The 17924-nt window shown below is 32.9% G+C and carries 13 protein-coding genes; 3 read left to right on the top strand and 10 right to left on the bottom strand.

Annotated features, from left to right (window positions below):
• Positions 1-17: 17 nt before the first annotated feature.
• From ACXAHM_RS12185 to ACXAHM_RS12160, 6 genes are all read right to left on the bottom strand, one after another.
• Positions 18-1430, bottom strand: coding sequence for an MBL fold metallo-hydrolase (locus ACXAHM_RS12185; RefSeq protein WP_474960718.1), 1413 nt, complete (start codon positions 1428-1430; stop codon positions 18-20).
• Positions 1431-1466: 36 nt separating this feature from the next.
• Complete coding sequence (locus tag ACXAHM_RS12180) at positions 1467-3203, bottom strand: SulP family inorganic anion transporter (protein ID WP_474960717.1); 1737 nt, start codon at positions 3201-3203, stop codon at positions 1467-1469.
• A gap of 140 nt (positions 3204-3343) precedes the next feature.
• On the bottom strand, positions 3344-3751 hold the full coding sequence (locus ACXAHM_RS12175; protein ID WP_474960716.1) for a SusD/RagB family nutrient-binding outer membrane lipoprotein: 408 nt from the start codon (positions 3749-3751) through the stop codon (positions 3344-3346).
• Complete coding sequence (locus tag ACXAHM_RS12170) at positions 3736-4902, bottom strand: SusD/RagB family nutrient-binding outer membrane lipoprotein (protein WP_474960715.1); 1167 nt, start codon at positions 4900-4902, stop codon at positions 3736-3738. Before ACXAHM_RS12170 ends, ACXAHM_RS12175 begins: the two co-directional genes overlap by 16 nt.
• A 26-nt stretch (positions 4903-4928) precedes the next feature.
• Positions 4929-6800: a SusC/RagA family TonB-linked outer membrane protein gene (locus ACXAHM_RS12165; protein ID WP_474960714.1), complete on the bottom strand. Its 1872-nt coding sequence runs from the start codon at positions 6798-6800 to the stop codon at positions 4929-4931.
• Positions 6801-6851: 51 nt separating this feature from the next.
• Positions 6852-7895, bottom strand: coding sequence for a carboxypeptidase-like regulatory domain-containing protein (locus ACXAHM_RS12160; RefSeq protein ID WP_474960713.1), 1044 nt, complete (start codon positions 7893-7895; stop codon positions 6852-6854).
• A gap of 429 nt (positions 7896-8324) precedes the next feature.
• Here ACXAHM_RS12160 and ACXAHM_RS12155 point away from each other — a divergent pair, with 429 nt between their 5' ends.
• Both ACXAHM_RS12155 and groL read left to right on the top strand, forming a co-directional pair.
• Positions 8325-8603 carry a co-chaperone GroES gene (locus ACXAHM_RS12155; RefSeq protein WP_474960712.1) on the top strand — a complete coding sequence of 93 codons (279 nt, stop codon included), beginning with the start codon at positions 8325-8327 and terminating at the stop codon, positions 8601-8603.
• 99 nt (positions 8604-8702) lie between these two features.
• On the top strand, positions 8703-10340 hold the full coding sequence (groL, locus tag ACXAHM_RS12150) for a chaperonin GroEL (RefSeq protein ID WP_474960711.1): 1638 nt from the start codon (positions 8703-8705) through the stop codon (positions 10338-10340).
• A 61-nt stretch (positions 10341-10401) separates the two neighbouring features.
• On the opposite strand, the gene hemW is transcribed toward groL, so the two are convergent.
• From hemW to ACXAHM_RS12135, 3 genes are all read right to left on the bottom strand, one after another.
• Positions 10402-11529 (bottom strand): radical SAM family heme chaperone HemW, encoded by a 1128-nt coding sequence (hemW, locus tag ACXAHM_RS12145; RefSeq protein WP_474960710.1) that lies wholly within the window; start codon positions 11527-11529, stop codon positions 10402-10404.
• A 166-nt stretch (positions 11530-11695) separates the two neighbouring features.
• Positions 11696-12409 (bottom strand): lysoplasmalogenase, encoded by a 714-nt coding sequence (locus ACXAHM_RS12140; protein ID WP_474960709.1) that lies wholly within the window; start codon positions 12407-12409, stop codon positions 11696-11698.
• Between the two features lie 88 nt (positions 12410-12497).
• Positions 12498-13886 (bottom strand): efflux RND transporter periplasmic adaptor subunit, encoded by a 1389-nt coding sequence (locus tag ACXAHM_RS12135; RefSeq protein ID WP_474960708.1) that lies wholly within the window; start codon positions 13884-13886, stop codon positions 12498-12500.
• Positions 13887-14003: 117 nt separating this feature from the next.
• On the opposite strand from ACXAHM_RS12135, the gene ACXAHM_RS12130 reads away from it, so the two are divergent.
• On the top strand, positions 14004-14291 hold the full coding sequence (locus ACXAHM_RS12130; RefSeq protein WP_474960707.1) for a hypothetical protein: 288 nt from the start codon (positions 14004-14006) through the stop codon (positions 14289-14291).
• 78 nt (positions 14292-14369) lie between these two features.
• On the opposite strand, the gene ACXAHM_RS12125 is transcribed toward ACXAHM_RS12130, so the two are convergent.
• Complete coding sequence (locus ACXAHM_RS12125; RefSeq protein WP_474960706.1) at positions 14370-17807, bottom strand: alpha-amylase family glycosyl hydrolase; 3438 nt, start codon at positions 17805-17807, stop codon at positions 14370-14372.
• Between the last annotated feature and the right edge of the window lie 117 nt (positions 17808-17924).

Genomic DNA, 17924 nt, shown 5'->3' with positions numbered 1-17924 from the left:
AATCATCGGCTTTTTTGTTACTTTAAAGTAGAAGGACAAACAAATGCTGTTGTTTTAATATCTGCTTCTTTTATTGCTTTAAAGCCCCCTTTTACATCAATTATATTCTCAAAACCTCTTGACTTTAATATTGATGAGGCAATCATTGAACGGTATCCACCAGCACAATGTATATGATATGTTTTTGATTTATCTAAATTTGACCACTCAGTATTGATAAAATCAAGTGGTTTATGTACTACTTTATCACTATCAATGTGTTCAGCTTTATATTCACCATCTTTTCTTGCATCAATTACTTCAATATCCCCTTCTAAACGATTTTTAAGTTCATCTGCTGTAATCGACTCAATGGTATCGATTTCTTTACCTGCTGCTTTCCAAGCTTCAATCCCTCCTTCTAAGAATCCGAGCGTATTATCATAACCAACTCTTGATAATCTAGTGATTACTTCTTCTTCTCTTCCTTCATCAGCAATGATAACAATTGGTTGTTTTAAATCTAAAATTAAAGCACCAACCCAAGGAGCAAAACCACCATCAACACCAATATTGATAGAGTTTGGAATAAAAGCATCTTTAAATACTTGTGGCTTTCTTGTATCTAACATTAAAGCACCCTCGGCATTCACTACATCTTCAAATAATTGAGGACTTAATGCTACAGTTCCTTTTTGTAAAATAACATCAATATTTTCATACCCTTCTTTATTCATTTTCACATTTTGTGGGAAATATTGAGGAGGAGTTGCTAAACCATCTGTCACTTCTTTGATAAACTCTTCTTTAGACATATCAGCTCTTAATGCATAATTTGTCTTTTTTTGATTACCTAAAGAATCAAATGTTTCTTTACTCATATTTTTTCCACAAGCAGAACCAGCGCCATGTGCTGGATAGACGATTACATCATCTGCTAATGGCATAATCTTATTTCTTAATGAATCGAATAATAAACCTGCTAAATCTTCTTGAGATAAATCTGATTTTACAGCTAAGTCAGGGCGTCCAACATCACCAATGAAAAGTGTATCTCCTGAGAAAATTGCATAGTCTTTACCATTTTCATCTTTAACAAGGAATGTAGACGATTCTTGTGTATGTCCAGGAGTATGAAGAACTGTTATTGTTATATCTCCAATTTTGAAAACCTCATTATCTTTAGCAATATGAGCATCATAAGTAGTCTTTGCTGTTGGTCCAAATACAATTGTAGCACCTGTTTTTTCAGCTAAAGATACATGACCTGAAACAAAATCAGCATGAAAGTGTGTTTCAAAAATGTATTTAATTTTTGCTCCTTCTTTTTCTGCTTTTTCTATATATGGTTTAGTTTCTCTTAGGGGATCAACAATTGCTGCTTCACCATTAGATTCTATATAATAAGCACCTTGTGCTAAACAACCAGTATAAATTTGTTCAATTTTCATTTTATATATGTTTAATGTTTTATATTCGTAAGAAATTTAAATATTCCTTTCCTCAAATTCATTGGATTGAATCGCTCGTGCAAAGTTAAGCTTTATTTCTTCTTGATTTCCCTTTTGATCAAAATAATCAATTGCATCTTGTATATCTAAAAAGAAATGTTCCTTACCAAGGTTTTGAATGAAGCCTACTTTCGAGAAAAAGTCTCTTACAGGACCAATAACATAAGTAAAGTATATTTTTATATTATTATGTTTTAAATCCAACACCAAATCTTCTAACACAGACAATGCTGTAGAATCAATGTTAGAGACACTACCAAAATGTAATACAACTAATTTTAATCTATCCCCCTTCTTTTCTGTTTCTTTATGAACAAATTCATAGAAATGATTACAATTAGCATAATACATCTGAGCATCTTGTCTTAAGATTAAAATATCCTCTCGGATTTCTACATCAGGAAACCTTAATTTATTTCTGTATTCCAAGGAACCTTGTAACTTTCCTAAAACGGCTATATGTGGCATGGCAGTTCGTCTTACCAACAATAATAATGAAAGAACCATACCTGATATAATTCCTATTTGGATACCAAAACTTAAAGTCAAGACAAATGTCAATACTAACATGTAGAAGTCTTCTCTTTTGGTTTCCCATAATAATTTAGGGTATTTTAGATCTATTAATCCATACACTGCTACTAAAATAATAGCACCAATAATTGTAAGCGGGAGTTTTTCAAAATAAGGTGTTAAGAATAATAATGTCATCAATAAAATTAAGCCACTAATTACATTTGCAAAATTTGTATTTGCCCCAGCTTGTTCATTTACAGCAGATCTACTAAAGCCTCCAGTTGTATGAAAAGCACCAAGGAAAGAACCTAAAATATCACCGATTCCTAATGCTATAAACTCTTTATTATTATTAATCTTATACTCTCCTTTATGTTTTAATTGTAATGCTTTTGCAACTGAAATTGCTTCCATGTAAGCAATCAAAGCTATTATTGCCGCTGATGGTAGAAGTTTCTTTATCATCTCATAATCAAAAGAAAGCATATGAAAAGAAGGTAAGCCCTGAGGTATTGCCCCCAAAACATCTATTTCTAAAGGAGAAAAAAACATGATGGACAAACCGAATAATACAGCGACTAATGATCCAGGTACTTTTTTCAAATATTTCTTTGTTATCAAAATTAGAGAGATACTCAAAACACCAATTATTGTGGCATATAAATTATATTCTTTCCATAATATTAATGTTGATCCTAATACTTCTACTGCTGTTCCTTTTGTCTCAAGTGTTACTCCAAAAATATTTTTCAATTGATCAATACCAATTATAAATGCTGCTGCTGACGTAAAACCACTTATCACTGGTTTACTCATGAAGTTTACTAAAAAACCGAGTCTTATTACCCCAAAAATGACTTGGATAATACCTATCATTAATGTCAATAGTAGAATTGCTGAAATATATTGATCCGGATTTACTGAAGAAATTCCTCCAATAGCTGCACCTATTAACATAGAGTCAATAGCAACAGGTCCTACTGAAATATGTCTTGAAGTACCTAATAAAGCATATATAAACTGAGGTATCATAGCAGCATACAAACCATACACAGGAGGCATGCCAGCTAAACTAGCATAAGCCATTCCTTGAGGAATAAGCATAATGCCAACAGTTAAACCTGCAGAAATATCTCCTGATAAATAACGCTTTTTGTACCCTTTAAGCCAAGGGGCTATGAACTGATTTTTATACATTCTTTAGAAGTTTGGTACTGCAATTTACTAAAACAATTCCACATGTAGTGTAACATTCATCACATAAAATAAATTCAAATAAAAAAGTCACCCTTCAAATTCCATGAAGAGTGACTTTTCAACATTATTTATTCAATGATTTAATTGACATCCCACCATAATGCTGTTCCACCAACATCAGGTCCACCTAGAAGTACTACACCTCCATTTACACCATCAGCATTGGTTTCATATTCAGTATAAGGGAAGTTTACACGCTTAATTAAAGTTCCAGCAGGAATATCTCCGTTACTTAGATTTTGTTTTACTGGAATTAACATAGGATAATCAGTTCTACGTTGTTCTGCCCATGCTTCTTGTCCTTCAGGGAACATCGCAATCCATTTTTGAGTAATAATCTGCTCTAATTTTACTTCTTGACTAGCTCCTTCGTCCCATTTTACGACGACATTTGATTGTGCATCAATATCATTATCATCAGAAATAGGATCATCATAAGCAATTGGAGAAGTCGTTCCTTCTAAATAATCACCTATTGAAGCCCACATTGACTAAAGGAAGCAGTAATTCCTTCTTCATATAATGCTTGTGCTGTTCCATTCATATTCCAACCCAATAACGCACCTTCAGCTCTTAAGAATGTAACCTCAACTCCTGTCATCAATTGTAAAGGTTTAGATTCACCAATAACATTATTAGACATTTTAGAAAAACCTTTATAAGTGTCTTTTTCTTTAATATCAATTCCTTGACGAATTCCTCTATATTCTCCATCATATGTAGAAGGATCAATGAAAATTTCTAACCTTGGATCATTAAAACCTTTTAGAATTACTTCCATATTGGCGCCCATTCTAATATCATCCCATGCATTTAATATTGTAAACAATGGATGAGTAACCCCTTGAGCACCAACTGCAACCACCGAAGATGATTCTAAAACACCATCTTGAATAGCTTCTTCTGCCATTTGTTTAGCTTTAGAAGGACTGACGTTTGAAATTCTTAATGCTAATCTTAGTTTCAAAGAATTACCATACTTTCTCCACATGTCAAAATCACCTCCAAATACTTCGTCTATCTTAGTGAAGTCTGAAATCTCAGAAGCTCCTGCTAATAAATCATTGGCTTCTGTCAATTCTTCAAAGAAAGTATCATAAATGAGTTCTTGGTTATCATATTCGACACCAAAATCACTTTCACCAAACTTTGTGTAAGGGATGGGACCATAAATATCAGTAACTCTATGCATTGCTGACACTTTTAAAATTAAGTTCACCGCATAGAATTCAGGTGCATTTATTTCTCCATCAATAATTGCAGCATTCTTCACCTGTCTTGCAGGACCCATAACATTTGAATAGGCAAGGTTAAATGGGAAAGCATTCCATCCATCCACTAAAGAATACGTCATATTATTGACATTACCTACAAATGGTGTTGGTGGCATCATATAACCTGAGAAAACATCACCAATAAGATTTTGTTGTAACTGAAATTGCCATGTCACATTACTTAAATGGTAATAAATTGATCTTTGCATTTGAGGATAGTAACCTTTAATATGATTATTTCCCGCAGAAAGCTGATCAGCATCTAACTCCAAAGGAGATTTATTGATTTCATCAAAATTACTTGTACATCCAGCAAATACACCTGCAGAAAGTAATGCTGAAGCTATATATTTTTTAATATTCATTATAGTATTTCTAAATAATCTCTTGACTAAAAACTAAACTTCAAGTTTGCTCCATAACTTCTTGTTGTAGGCATACCAAAGATGTCTACACCTTGGAGACCATTACCTGGTGACATTGTTACTTCTGGGTCATATGGAGCATCTAATGCGAAGAAGAATAAGTTACGAGCAACCAATGATACAGATAGATTTTTAAAGAAAGCTAAGTCTGATGGGTGAGAATACGTTAGAGAAACTTCTCTTAAACGAATGTTTGTTGCGTCATAAATATATTCTCCTAGCATACCCCCTCTACCACCTACTGCATTATAATAATCTGCAGCGGGAACCATTATTCCTCCAACATTTACACCTCCATTGTTTCTAGCATCTGCTGTAACTTGAGATACGCCATACTCATCTAAAATAGCTTGAGTCATAGACATTACTTCTCCACCAAATTTTCCATCAATTAAGAAGCTAAAAGAGAAATTTTTATAGTTTAATGTATTACTCCATCCTAACTGCCAATCAGGGTTTGGATTACCAACAAGTACTATTTCATCAGTTGGTACAGGCAAACCTTGATCACTTAATACAACCTCGCCGTTCTCGTCTCTCTTCATTTTGTAAGAGTAAAGATCACCAAATGAACCACCTTCTCTAATTTTTGACATATAGTTATTCACAACACCATCCGAAATAACAAACTCAGGAACAGATTCATGAAGTTCTATAATTTCATTTGTAATCTTAGCAAAGTTTAATGTTGTTGACCAAGTAAAATCAGATGTACTAACAGGGATTAATGTCAACATCATTTCTACACCTCCATTTTGAATAACACCTCCATTTACTAAAGTTGTTGAATATCCAGAAGTTGGTGAAGCTGCAATTTCAAAATATTGATTTTCTGTATTTGTGTTATAATACGAGAAGTCTAAGTATACCTTTCCTTTATAGTCTAGTTCTAAACCAAATTCAAGAGAAGAAGAAAGCTCAGGTTTTAAGTTATAAACAGGTTCACGTGTATTGTATTGGATTGTACCATCCACCTCTCTAGTTCCAGGTGCTGTTACATAAGCAGGAACATCATTACCCACTTGTGTATAAGATGCTCTTACTTTTGCCATCTCAAAACCTTCTAGTAAACTAATGACTTCACTAAGAACAGCAGTTAAACCTACTGATGGATAGAAGTATGAAGTAGAAAGTGACGAAGACCAATCATTACGTCCTGTTAAATCTAAAAATAAGAAATCCTTATATGAAAGTTGAGCAGAAGCAAAAACGGATTGTAGTTGTTTTTCAGAATACACTCCAGCTGGTCTAACTGTACTTGAAGGGTGAATATTATCAACTGTAAAATAGTTAGGAATTAATAAACCTTCTCCACCCGTTTTTGTATCCAAAGTTTGACCTTCTAATAGATTATGCGTAATACTAGCCCCTATTAATGCATTAACATTAATGTCACCAAATGATTTCGACATGTTTAAAATCGCATCTGCATAAATTTGAGTGTTATCTAAGCCTGTATTCAAATAACGACCATTTTCAGCAACATGAGTTGCTTGAGTTGTTGCATAAAACTTTTTCTCAAAAGTGTCTTTCGTTTGATCAATACTCACACGACCTTTTGCCCAAAGCCAATCATAAATATTATATTTTCCTTTTACAGAAGCGATTAATCTCTTTCTAACTTCTTCTGATTTAGCTCTATTTAGTAACCACCAAGGGTTTTGATTAATATCTCTGAGTGCATGCCATTGTTGAACAGGAATATTACTCTTGTCATCAAAAACTTCATAACCATTTTTATATTGATTAATATCAACACCTCTTGGGAATAATAAGTAAGATTGGTAAGGGTTATTATATAAACCGAATACAGGTCTATTTTTCACGTTCTGATGCATGTAATTTATGTTTGCATCTAATTCTAATTTACCATCAAATAACTTAGAAGACTACCTAACGGTGAAGTTGTGTTTATCTAATGAATTTGTAGGTAAAATACCCTTCGAACTTGAATAGGCATATGAAAAATAAATTTGTGAATTTACTCCACCATGCGTAGCTGCTAATGAATTGATAAAAGTTGTTCCTCCTTGTAAAAAGTCATTTACATCAGCAAATGAATCACCACTTTGAGTAGCTCTACCCCATGATTTTTCTCCATAAGTACCATCATCTGCAAATCCAGTATAGTCATTTTGAAGCTTAGGTAATTTATAAGCTTGTTCTGCTGTAAAATTCGATGAGAAAGTTACTTTTGACAGCCCTTTTTGGCCTTTTTCAGTTGTAATTAAAATTACACCATTTGCTGCTTGAGATCCATATAAAGCAGAAGCCGCGGCACCTTTTAAAACATTGATACTTTCAATATCTTCTGGGTTTAAGTTAGAAATACCATCTCCAGAATCACGACCACCCCATGTATCATTTGCTAATTGAGATGAGAAATTAGTCAATGGCATACCATCAATCACATACAATAGCTGGTTAGAACCATTTGCAGAAGTATTAGCTCTTAGAAGCACTTTGACAGAACCACCTGCACCTGAAGAAGATCTAGAAATATTTACACCGGTAACCTTACCAGATAAACTATTCATTAGGTTGGGATCTTTTACTTTTCTCAACTCTTCTGAGTTTACACTTTGCGTGGAATAGGTCAATCCTTTAGAACTTCTTTCGACTCCTAAGGCAGTTACTACAATCTCATCTAATTGTTCAGCATCTACCTCCATAGATAGATTAATTGAAGACTGATTGTTAATAGCAATTTCTTGTGTTTTGTAGCCAACAAAACTAAAAATTAACGTACGATCCTCTTTTGCTTGTAATGTGAAATTTCCATTGATATCAGTCATTGTACCAGTAGATGTTCCTTTAAGTACGACATTGACACCAGGTAAAGGCGATCCATTTTCACTAACTACACCTGTAACTTTGAAAGATTGTGCTAGAGATGTAAGTGAAAAAAGAGAATGGCCAATAATAGTTAGCAATCTCAGTTTTTATAGTAGATATTTAGTGTGTATAAAAAATTGTAAAAGTGATAATTATCTACATGAATGTACAATTAACACTTATTTAGATATTAATTATTTCGACAAACAGCATTTTTTCTATACTTAACAGCATGATTTTAAGGCTTAACAACACACAAATCTCTTCTAACATTTATTACACGACAATATTACAGATTATCCCACTACACACATTCTATTAATAATCAATAGATTACGTAATTTATTTCGATATATACCGTTTATCGAAACTAATATATCCGAATAAAAAACTGTCTCTTTGGCAGAAAATATGACAAAATAAGCACTCTATTTAGATTGGCATACTTCATGCAAAAAGCGGTATGGAGAATATAAAAATCTCAATAAACTTTTTGAATATAAAACTTTAAAAATAGATAGATTAAAATGTCACAAGTAAACATTAAACCCTTAGCAGATAGAGTACTTATCGAGCCTGCGGCAGCTGAAACACAAACTGCATCAGGATTATTTATTCCAGACAATGCTAAAGAAAAGCCACAAAGAGGAACTGTTGTTGCTGTGGGTAATGGTACAAAGGATGAACCACTAACAGTAAAAGTTGGTGATACTGTAATCTATGGTAAATATTCAGGTACTGAATTAAACCTAGATGGAAATGATTATTTAATTATGAGAGAAGCTGACATCTTGGCTATCGTATAATTGACTTTAATCTGAGAAGTGAACTCTAAAATCACACTTTAAACAATATTATTACAATAACGATGCGAATATAATTCGCGCTAAAAATATTTTATTATTATGGCAAAAAATCTTCATTTCGATACTGAAGCAATCGAAGGATTAAAAAAAGGTGTTGACGCATTAGCGAACGCAGTAAAAGTTACTTTAGGACCAAAAGGACGTAACGTAATTTTAGAAAAATCATTTGGTTCACCTCACGTAACTAAAGATGGTGTTTCAGTAGCAAAAGAAATCGAATTAGCTGAGCCAATCGAAAACATGGGTGCTCAATTAGTAAAAGAAGTAGCTTCTAAAACTGCAGACGAAGCAGGTGACGGTACTACTACTGCTACTGTATTGACACAAGCTATCTTCACTACAGGTATCAAAAACGTAGTAGCTGGAGCTAACCCAATGGATTTGAAGCGTGGTATCGATAAGGCTGTTAAAGCTATCGTTGCTGAAATAAAAAACACTTCAAAAACTGTTGAAACAAACAAAGAAGTAGAGCAAGTAGCAACAATCTCTGCTAACAATGATGCTGAGATCGGTAAAATGATCGCTGAAGCAATGGAAAAAGTAGGTAAAGATGGTGTGATCACTGTTGAAGAAGCAAAAGGTACTGAAACAGAAGTAAAAACTGTTGAAGGTATGCAATTCGATCGTGGATACTTATCTCCATACTTTGTAACTAACACAGAGAAAATGGAAGCTGATATGGAAACTCCATTTATCTTAATCTACGACAAGAAGGTTTCTACAATGAAAGAATTACTTCCTGTTTTAGAAGCTGTTGCTCAAACTGGTAAGCCATTAGTTATCATCGCTGAGGATGTTGACTCTGAAGCTTTAGCTACTTTAGTAGTAAACAAAATCCGTGGTGCATTAAAAGTTGCAGCTGTTAAAGCTCCAGGTTTTGGTGACCGTCGTAAGGCAATGTTACAAGACATCGCAATCTTAACTGGTGGTACTGTAATCTCTGATGAGACTGGTATGAAACTAGAAGATGCGACTATCGATATGTTAGGTACAGCAGAGAAAGTAATCATCGACAAAGATAACACTGTTGTTGTAAATGGTGCTGGTACTGCTGATGCTGTTGCTGCTCGTGTTGCTGAAATCCGTGTTCAAATCGAAAACACTACTTCAGACTACGATAAAGAGAAATTACAAGAGCGTTTAGCGAAGTTAGCTGGCGGTGTTGCAATTATCTATATCGGTGCTGCAACTGAAACTGAAATGAAAGAGAAGAAAGACCGAGTAGATGATGCTTTAGCTGCAACTCGTGCTGCAGTAGAAGAAGGTATTGTCGTTGGTGGTGGTACTGCATTATTACGTGCTGCTGCTACTCTTGATTCAGTTGAGACTGCTCACGCGGACGAAGCTATTGGTGTTCAAATCATCAAAACTGCTATCCAAGCTCCTTTAAGAACTATCTTAGGAAATGCTGGTTTAGAAGCTTCAGTGATTGTAAACAAAATTTTAGAAGGTGAAGGAAACTTTGGTTTCAACGCTCGTTCTGAAGAGTACCAAGACTTAGTAGCTGCAGGTGTTATTGACCCTACAAAAGTAACTCGTCTTGCTTTAGAGCATGCTGCTTCTGTTGCTTCTTTATTATTAACTACTGATTGTGTAGTTTCTAATGAAAAAGAAGAAGGTGGTGCTGCAGCTCCTGCTATGCCTCCAATGGGTGGTGGTATGCCAGGCATGATGTAAGAGATCATCAGTTTTATATATATACAAAAAGGGTTTGCTTATCGATTAAGCAAACCCTTTTTTATTCAAATAAATCAGAAGCAATCTGATCTGCGAATAATTTCCCTTTTTCAGATAAAACCAACTTCTCTCCTCTCCAAGTCAACCACCCTGATTTATCCATTTTTTCTAGTTCTTCGATTCTTTCTTTTCGTAAATCGAAATCATAGATATTTTTTAAATGATTCAAATCACAACCCCAACTTGTTCTTAGTGTAGTCAAGAGGTATTCATTAATCCCGTCTTCCCGACTTAGATTTTCTATTTCACAATCTAAGACCCCTTTCTCTAATATTGATTTATAATATTTTGGATTATTAGAGATATTGTATTGTCTTGATTTTGAACCGTCAAAAGAATGAGCACCTGGACCGATCCCTACATATGGTTTTCCTTGCCAATACGCACTATTATGTTTTGAGTAAAAGCCTTGTTTACCAAAATTTGAAATCTCATAATGATCATAATTATTCGATTTTAAAGTTTCAACTAGATATTCGAATTGAAGAGCAGCAAATTCATCGTCGGCAGGTGTAAACTTCCCTGATTTAGTCCATTTCCCCAATGCTGTCTTCGGTTCTACTGTTAAGCAGTAAGACGATATATGAGGTACATTTAAATCAATGGCTTTTTGCAAATCATTATGCCATATGGAGTGATTATCTGCTGGAATACCATAGATCAAGTCAATTGTCAGATTATCGAAACCAGCGTCTTGAGCTAATTTCACACACATTTCACTTTCGTGGGCATTGTGAGCTCTATTCATTAATTTCAAATGCGGCTCATGAAAAGATTGTAATCCAATACTTAATCGATTTATACCTATAGCTTTTAACTCCTTTAATTTCTTAACATTTAAATCATCTGGATTAGCCTCTAATGTCAATTCTATTTCATTATTGACAGTGAAATTTTTATGAATTTCGTTTAATAATAAATCAATTTCTTCTGTCAAAAGAATAGATGGAGTACCTCCTCCAAAATAAATTGTTTCAATTGGTGAATAAAAATACTCCTTTTGCATTCTAATTTCCTGAAGCATTGCCTCTAGTACTAACTCTTTAGTTTTCAGCGATGTACTAAAGTGAAAATCACAATAATGGCAAGCTTTTTTGCAAAAAGGAACATGTAAATAAATTCCACTCATAATTTTTTTAAAAAAAAATTAATATTTTTTTGTCCACCTCTCGAAATGAGTTGTCTATATATCAGAACATAGAAAAAACGATAATAAAATATTATATATACACACTCTATTCATTTGACGATAATATTGTTTAGAAACACCTTTTTTTAAAGGTGTTTCTTTTTTTTTATGACCTATCTCCTTCGAAAAGCATTCCTCTAGTAATTAATACTTGTGCAAGTATATAAAATATCATGATATAAACTTCTGAGATAGCTATTCCTTTAAAGTTTTTTAATCCAATCATTATATCTGAAATAATAAATAAGGCTCCACCTAAACAAGTGATTAATCCCCATATATTTTTAACTATAATCCATCTAATCAAAGTAAAAGAAAACATTACTGATATTATTATGCTATATACTAATACTGGTGCAAAAAGTAATTCATTACCTTCTGCAATATAAATTCCTAAATATCCACCTAAAATAGATAAAGGAAAGGAAATAAATATTACTAATTTATAATTGTCTTTTACACTAGCAAAAAATAAAGCGACAATATACAATTGATGACAAACCAAAAAACTACCAAGCCCAAGTAATAAGACAAATGGATCTTGACTAAACATCATATATAAATCTCCTAACCAAGCAAAGAAAAAACCAATCATCATACTTTTGTATATAATAGAATTTTCAGAGCTCTCTTTCCATGTTGTAGAAAAATATATTGCTAAAAATGGAACAATAAATGGCTTACTAAAATGTATTAGGTAGATATTATCTTGAGAAGTTCCATAAATATTTAACGTGATAACAGCTAAAAAAATGGCCCAGAATATATTTTTTTGTCCTCTATTTAATGGCGCTTTTACAGCTTTGGTAGTTCCAGTCATACTAATGTAGATTAAATTAAAAAATAAAAAGACTTTGCATAAATATTAATTATACAAAGTCTTTTTTGTTTATAAAAATATTAAGTGATTATTCCCAAGGCTTGCTATTGGCTTCTTCATTACTCATCGCCTCAACTTTATCACCATTTGATAAAGTCTCTGAAACAACTCTAAATGGCCCTTTAACAACTACATCATCTTCAAAAATGCCATCAATGATTTCTATATTCTCAAAATCACTTACTCCAGTTTTGACTATTCTAGCTTCAACTTTCTGAGTTGTTTTATTGTAAACAAAAACCACTTCTTCCAATTCATTATCTTTAGCAGATTTACCAGAACTACTCATTCCATCAACACTTGCTACTACATCTCCTTCTTCATCCTCTTTTTTTTCCATTAATTCGAAACGTTTTCTTGTTGTAACAGAAGTTAATGGAACAATCCAGATATTACTTTTCGTTTGCGTAATTACATCTACAGAGGCAGTCATACCTGGTCTAAAAGGTGATTCTTTAGATTTATTTTCAGCAAGTAAATTCGTGTAAGAAGAAGGCAAGATTTTAATTTTCACCTCAAATTCAGTCACTACATCCGTACTTGCAGTTTCATTTGCTGAATTTGCAATAGCTGTTACAACACCTTTGAATTTTAAATCTCTGTAAGAATATGCATCTACATCAATAATAGCCGTATCTCCTTCATGAATACGAATAATATCATTTTCATTTACATCAACACGTGTTTCCATTTCAGCAAGATTGGCAATACGCATTAATTCAGTAGCGGACATCTGACGAGCACCTACAACCATTTCTCCTTTCTCAACAGATAGTTTTGAAACAACTCCTGACATTGGAGAAAATATTTTCGTTAGCATTAAGCTTTCTTTCGCATCATCAACTTGAGCTAAACTACTTTTTACATTGTATTCAGCTGCTCTCACATTTTCTTTTGCTGCTTTTAAATTCGCTTGAGCAATTTCAAATTCAGCTTTACTATTTTCATAATCTTGGTCAGAAATTACCTTATCTTTCCAAAGTTTTTCATTTCTTTTGAATGTCAATTCAGCTTGACGTAATCTAGCTTGATTTTGTGCTTCATCTGCTTTTGAACGAGCTAATTGAGCTTTTTGAGCATTTAATGCTGCTCTTGTTTGATCTAAAGCAGATTGGAAGTTATCTGGTCTAATTTGAGCTAAAAGCTGCTTTTCAAATACAGAATCACCTTCTTCAACATATAATTCTCTAATTTCACCTGAAACCTCTGAAGATAAGTTTACTTCATTAATCGGTTGAACACGTCCTGAGGCAGATACTTTTTCAGTAATAGTTCCTTTTGTTGCAACTGCAAACTCTACTTTTGTAGATTTTTCTTTATTTGAATTAAAATAAACTCCTGCAATTATTATTACTATAACAACTACTGATATAATAGAGTAAAGTTTTTTGTTCGATTGTTTGCGCTTTTTAGCCATAATATGCTCTAGATTTTCGACAGAAAGTAATTTTTTATCCTTAAAATTAAATTAAAAAAGTAAAATAATAGAATACTTTTAAAAGTACCACGTTATCTATATATAACTTTATTTTTTATGTCAATTTATTATTCAATTTTCGACTTAATGCTAAATAAGTGGATTATTTTCAATAACAACGATTATCCACCAGGAAAAGTTTTAAAAATTAATACAGCTTGGATTGATTATTTGAATACATATCAATTATCAATTGTTCTGGAAGTGATAACTGGTGAAGTAATTACCTTAAGAATTCCTCTTGAAAACGATTCTGAAGATTATTATATTAAATTATTGAGAGGCAGTTTAGGAACAATCTTTGATTCTAAAGAAGAATTATTAGAATTTTCTGAAACTGTTTAAATCCTAATTTTAATAAGAAAAAAACCGAATCATATACTTAGATATGATTCGGTTTTTTATACGTTTTAAAATAAAAAGCTATTGCTTCATAATCTTCTTCACTACTTTTCCTTTTGAAGTATTCACCTCTAAAAAGTATAATCCATCTGAATAGGCATCTAAATTCAGAGATAATGCTCCATTTACGTTTGCATTCCCGTGCATCAATACTCTACCCGTATTATCTCTTAGCTGATATGTAATCTCTCCTACTAAAGTTTCTCCTTGAATATTCACAAATGAAGTAGTTGGATTTGGAAAAACAACTACTGATTGAGAAAGTTCATTTTCCTCAATAGCAGTAATAGCATCTAAGGTATACGTTAGATTATTAATATTTGCTCTAACAATATATGTACCTGTTACTTCTACAGGAATATCTCCACCTTCTCCTTTTGCTTCTTTTAGTTTTCCAGGGCTTGCATACCCCCATTGACCTCCATCCCAAGATGGCTCATCAATAAACTTAAAGATTTCACCTTTTGTAAGACTTATCTCATCAGTATAAAACCCTCCATTACCATCAGGATACATTTCTAATGCATTTGCAGGTGTCCAATTAATATCTAAAACATCTCCTACTAAGTAAAGGCTTGTGTTGTTTTGTTCGAAATCAATAAATACTGGTCCTTCAGAAGCTTGATTACCATCAGAAAATGATAAGGCAAGTTCATAAGGTAATTCCTCCTCTCCAATACTTAAAAAATCTCGAGGTGTAAATGATGTGACATATTTATCTCCCTCAAGAGACATAGTCATAGAATTTTCATTTGTAATGTTACCAGAACCTTTTTCATCTAAAACAACACCTGCAGTAAGTGTAATTGTTGAACCAAATTCTTGATCACTTTGAGCTGGATTGAAATATACTTTAATTTCATCATCTTCAGTAAAACCATATGGTGTTACTTCAACCATTGGCATAAATCCAGTGACTAAACCGTTTTGAGGATAATCCATTGGTTTATTGACCAATACAATGAATTCAGAAGGATTTAGTGTCAAACTAGCCTTTGCATCGTATTGTTTCCCTTGTTCAAAGTAAGAATACCAATTAGAACCATCATTTGAATAGTCATATGTGTATTCTTCTAGTGGTGTCAAATTAAAATTACCAATTATTTTAACTTTAACATTATCTCCATTTAATGAAACCGTTTTTACAAGTCCTCCCAATGAGAAAGAATAATCATCACTAGAAAGGGCTCCTAAGTTTTCATCATTTCTCAATTTCAGCAAGGCAGCATAAGTATCATATAACTGTTGGCGAATTTCATCATTTTCAGTATCAAATTCAGAAATAAGAGGCTTACGAGCTGTTCTGTATCCATCATCAACTTGGCCTTGATATTCAATTTGATTGATAGAGACATTATATCCCACTTCTCCATATTGCCAGATTAATTTTGGACCAGGAATCATAAAGAAAAACGCAGAAGCTAATTTTTCTCTGTCAATACCATTTTGTAATTCTTTTAAATCATATGTCTGGTTTTCAGTACCAAAATTCTCTGAATCATAAATTAACCTTTCTTCATCATGTGATTCCATATAGGACATTACACCATGCGTCGGCATTGATCTTGATTTTGGAGATTGCCAAGAAATATCAGAATTGCCACCTTTTACAATATCTCTAAAATTATGATTCATATTACCCCATAATGAAATTCCATTTTCGGCTAATTCTTGCTCTTCATCATTATCTGCAAGGTGCTCAAAAATTACATAAGCATTAGGATTTCTTTTTATGATCTCATCATTCATTCTCGTCAATAAACGAACTCGGTCTGCATCATATCTACTTCCCCACTCATCACTTCCAGTTTTCAGGTTATTACCAAAACCTTTTGTAAAATCAAATCTGAATCCATCTACATGATAATATTGCATCCAATGGGCATTTACACTATCCACCAAAGCTTGTGTATAAACACTTTCATGGTTGAAATCAGCACCCCATTGTAAGCCTGGATTTGTGAAATTTGATTTTTCATTGAACCATGGATTATCTGATGATGGATCTCCGAATTCACCATCATCATTATACATTCTAACCATTGGAGAAGAATGGAAAGAGTGATTCAATACTAGATCTATTACAACAGCAATCCCTTTACCATGTGCTTCATCAATGAATTCCATCAACTTCGTTTTTGGTCCATAGTATTTATCTGGAGCAAAGTAGAAATTAGGATTATAACCCCATGAGTCATTTCCTTCAAATTCATTTATTGGCATTAGGTGAATTGTATTGACCCCTAAAGCTTTAATGTAATCTAACTTTTGAATAGCTTCTTCATAGGTATCTTGTTCTACAAAATCACGAATGTGTAATTCATATACTACTGCTTCTGCTAAAGGAACAGGTTCAAACGAAGTATTTTGCCAAGTATATGTTGGTTGGTTTATTTGGAGAACTGAAGCTCTTTTATCCGTTTTGTTAGATGGATACTCAATTAAACCGGGGTATCTCTCATAATCTTGATTGATATATTTATCATCATATGGATCAGAAACTTTTTCAGTGTAAGGATCTGCAATTTTTAGAGATCCATCGATTAAATATTGATAAACATATTCTTGATCTACGTCTAATGTATCAATTGTTAACCACCAATAATTTGCATCTTCTTCTTCATCCAATTGCATTAAACTTCCTTCAGTTGGAGTCCAATCATTGAAATCACCAATTAGGTAAACAAATTCCTTAAGTTTTGCAGGGTCTTGTAATACTAATGTTACTTCAGATCCATTATAATTAGGGCCTAAATGAGTAGCATAAGCAGGCCTATCTGATTCAGGAATTGAATTTGGCTTGATAAAAAAAGAAATTTTTGTTGTATCAGATAAATCATCAACGCTAGCTACTGCTTCTAAATCTAATTGTCCTGCAGAATTCGCAAAATAACCATAGGTAAGTGATCTCGCATTATCTTCAGATTTTACTTTTGATCCATTTACATATAACTCTAGATTAGAAGAAATAGTTGAAGAAACATTAATAGTGTGTTCTTCATATTGTTCCAAAATATCACCTGCTGAAGGTGAATCAATTGATACACTAAGACCTCCTTCTTTTATCACTTCAAAGACAAAGTCTGATGTCTGACCATCACTCCAATCTTTTCCTTTAAAGATAATTCCAATTTGAGGAATTTCATCAGCTGAAGCTCCTATAAATTGTGTCGGTACAAAAGTTATTTCCCATTTATTATCTCCCAAGTTAGTCCACTTTGCAGCATCTTCATTGTCAGTAGCTGGACTTACATTAGTCGCTGCACCAGGACCATCAGGAACCCACACCCAAGCCCAAGCTTCGGTCAAACCTTCTAATTGATTATTGCCTGATACATCAATTGAAAAAGTGACTTCTTCAGACGCAACAATTGGATTTACAGAAGGTACTATATCTTGTGCAAATAAATGATTTATAAATAATATAAATAGTAATAAAGTTGATAAAGTTTGTTTCATACTAAAGGGTCTACTAGTCAAAATTGTAAGTTAAACATTTAAATTTAGTCAAATTCAAGATGAATTAATAACAATACAACAAGTTTATTATCAGTTATTTAAGGAAACCCGTAGCGC

The sequence above is a fragment of the Flammeovirga sp. AWQ4_249 genome, assembly GCF_056161045.1.
This window is presented reverse-complemented; position numbering and strand designations above follow the sequence as displayed.

Coding starts and splice junctions, on each gene's coding strand:
- ACXAHM_RS12185 (WP_474960718.1), bottom strand. CDS start 1,430: ATGAAAATTGAACAAATTTATACTGGTTGTTTAGCACAAGGTGCTTAT.
- ACXAHM_RS12180 (WP_474960717.1), bottom strand. CDS start 3,203: ATGTATAAAAATCAGTTCATAGCCCCTTGGCTTAAAGGGTACAAAAAG.
- ACXAHM_RS12175 (WP_474960716.1), bottom strand. CDS start 3,751: ATGTGGGCTTCAATAGGTGATTATTTAGAAGGAACGACTTCTCCAATT.
- ACXAHM_RS12170 (WP_474960715.1), bottom strand. CDS start 4,902: ATGAATATTAAAAAATATATAGCTTCAGCATTACTTTCTGCAGGTGTA.
- ACXAHM_RS12165 (WP_474960714.1), bottom strand. CDS start 6,800: ATGCATCAGAACGTGAAAAATAGACCTGTATTCGGTTTATATAATAAC.
- ACXAHM_RS12155 (WP_474960712.1), top strand. CDS start 8,325: ATGTCACAAGTAAACATTAAACCCTTAGCAGATAGAGTACTTATCGAG.
- groL (WP_474960711.1), top strand. CDS start 8,703: ATGGCAAAAAATCTTCATTTCGATACTGAAGCAATCGAAGGATTAAAA.
- hemW (WP_474960710.1), bottom strand. CDS start 11,529: ATGAGTGGAATTTATTTACATGTTCCTTTTTGCAAAAAAGCTTGCCAT.
- ACXAHM_RS12140 (WP_474960709.1), bottom strand. CDS start 12,409: ATGACTGGAACTACCAAAGCTGTAAAAGCGCCATTAAATAGAGGACAA.
- ACXAHM_RS12135 (WP_474960708.1), bottom strand. CDS start 13,886: ATGGCTAAAAAGCGCAAACAATCGAACAAAAAACTTTACTCTATTATA.
- ACXAHM_RS12130 (WP_474960707.1), top strand. CDS start 14,004: ATGTCAATTTATTATTCAATTTTCGACTTAATGCTAAATAAGTGGATT.
- ACXAHM_RS12125 (WP_474960706.1), bottom strand. CDS start 17,807: ATGAAACAAACTTTATCAACTTTATTACTATTTATATTATTTATAAAT.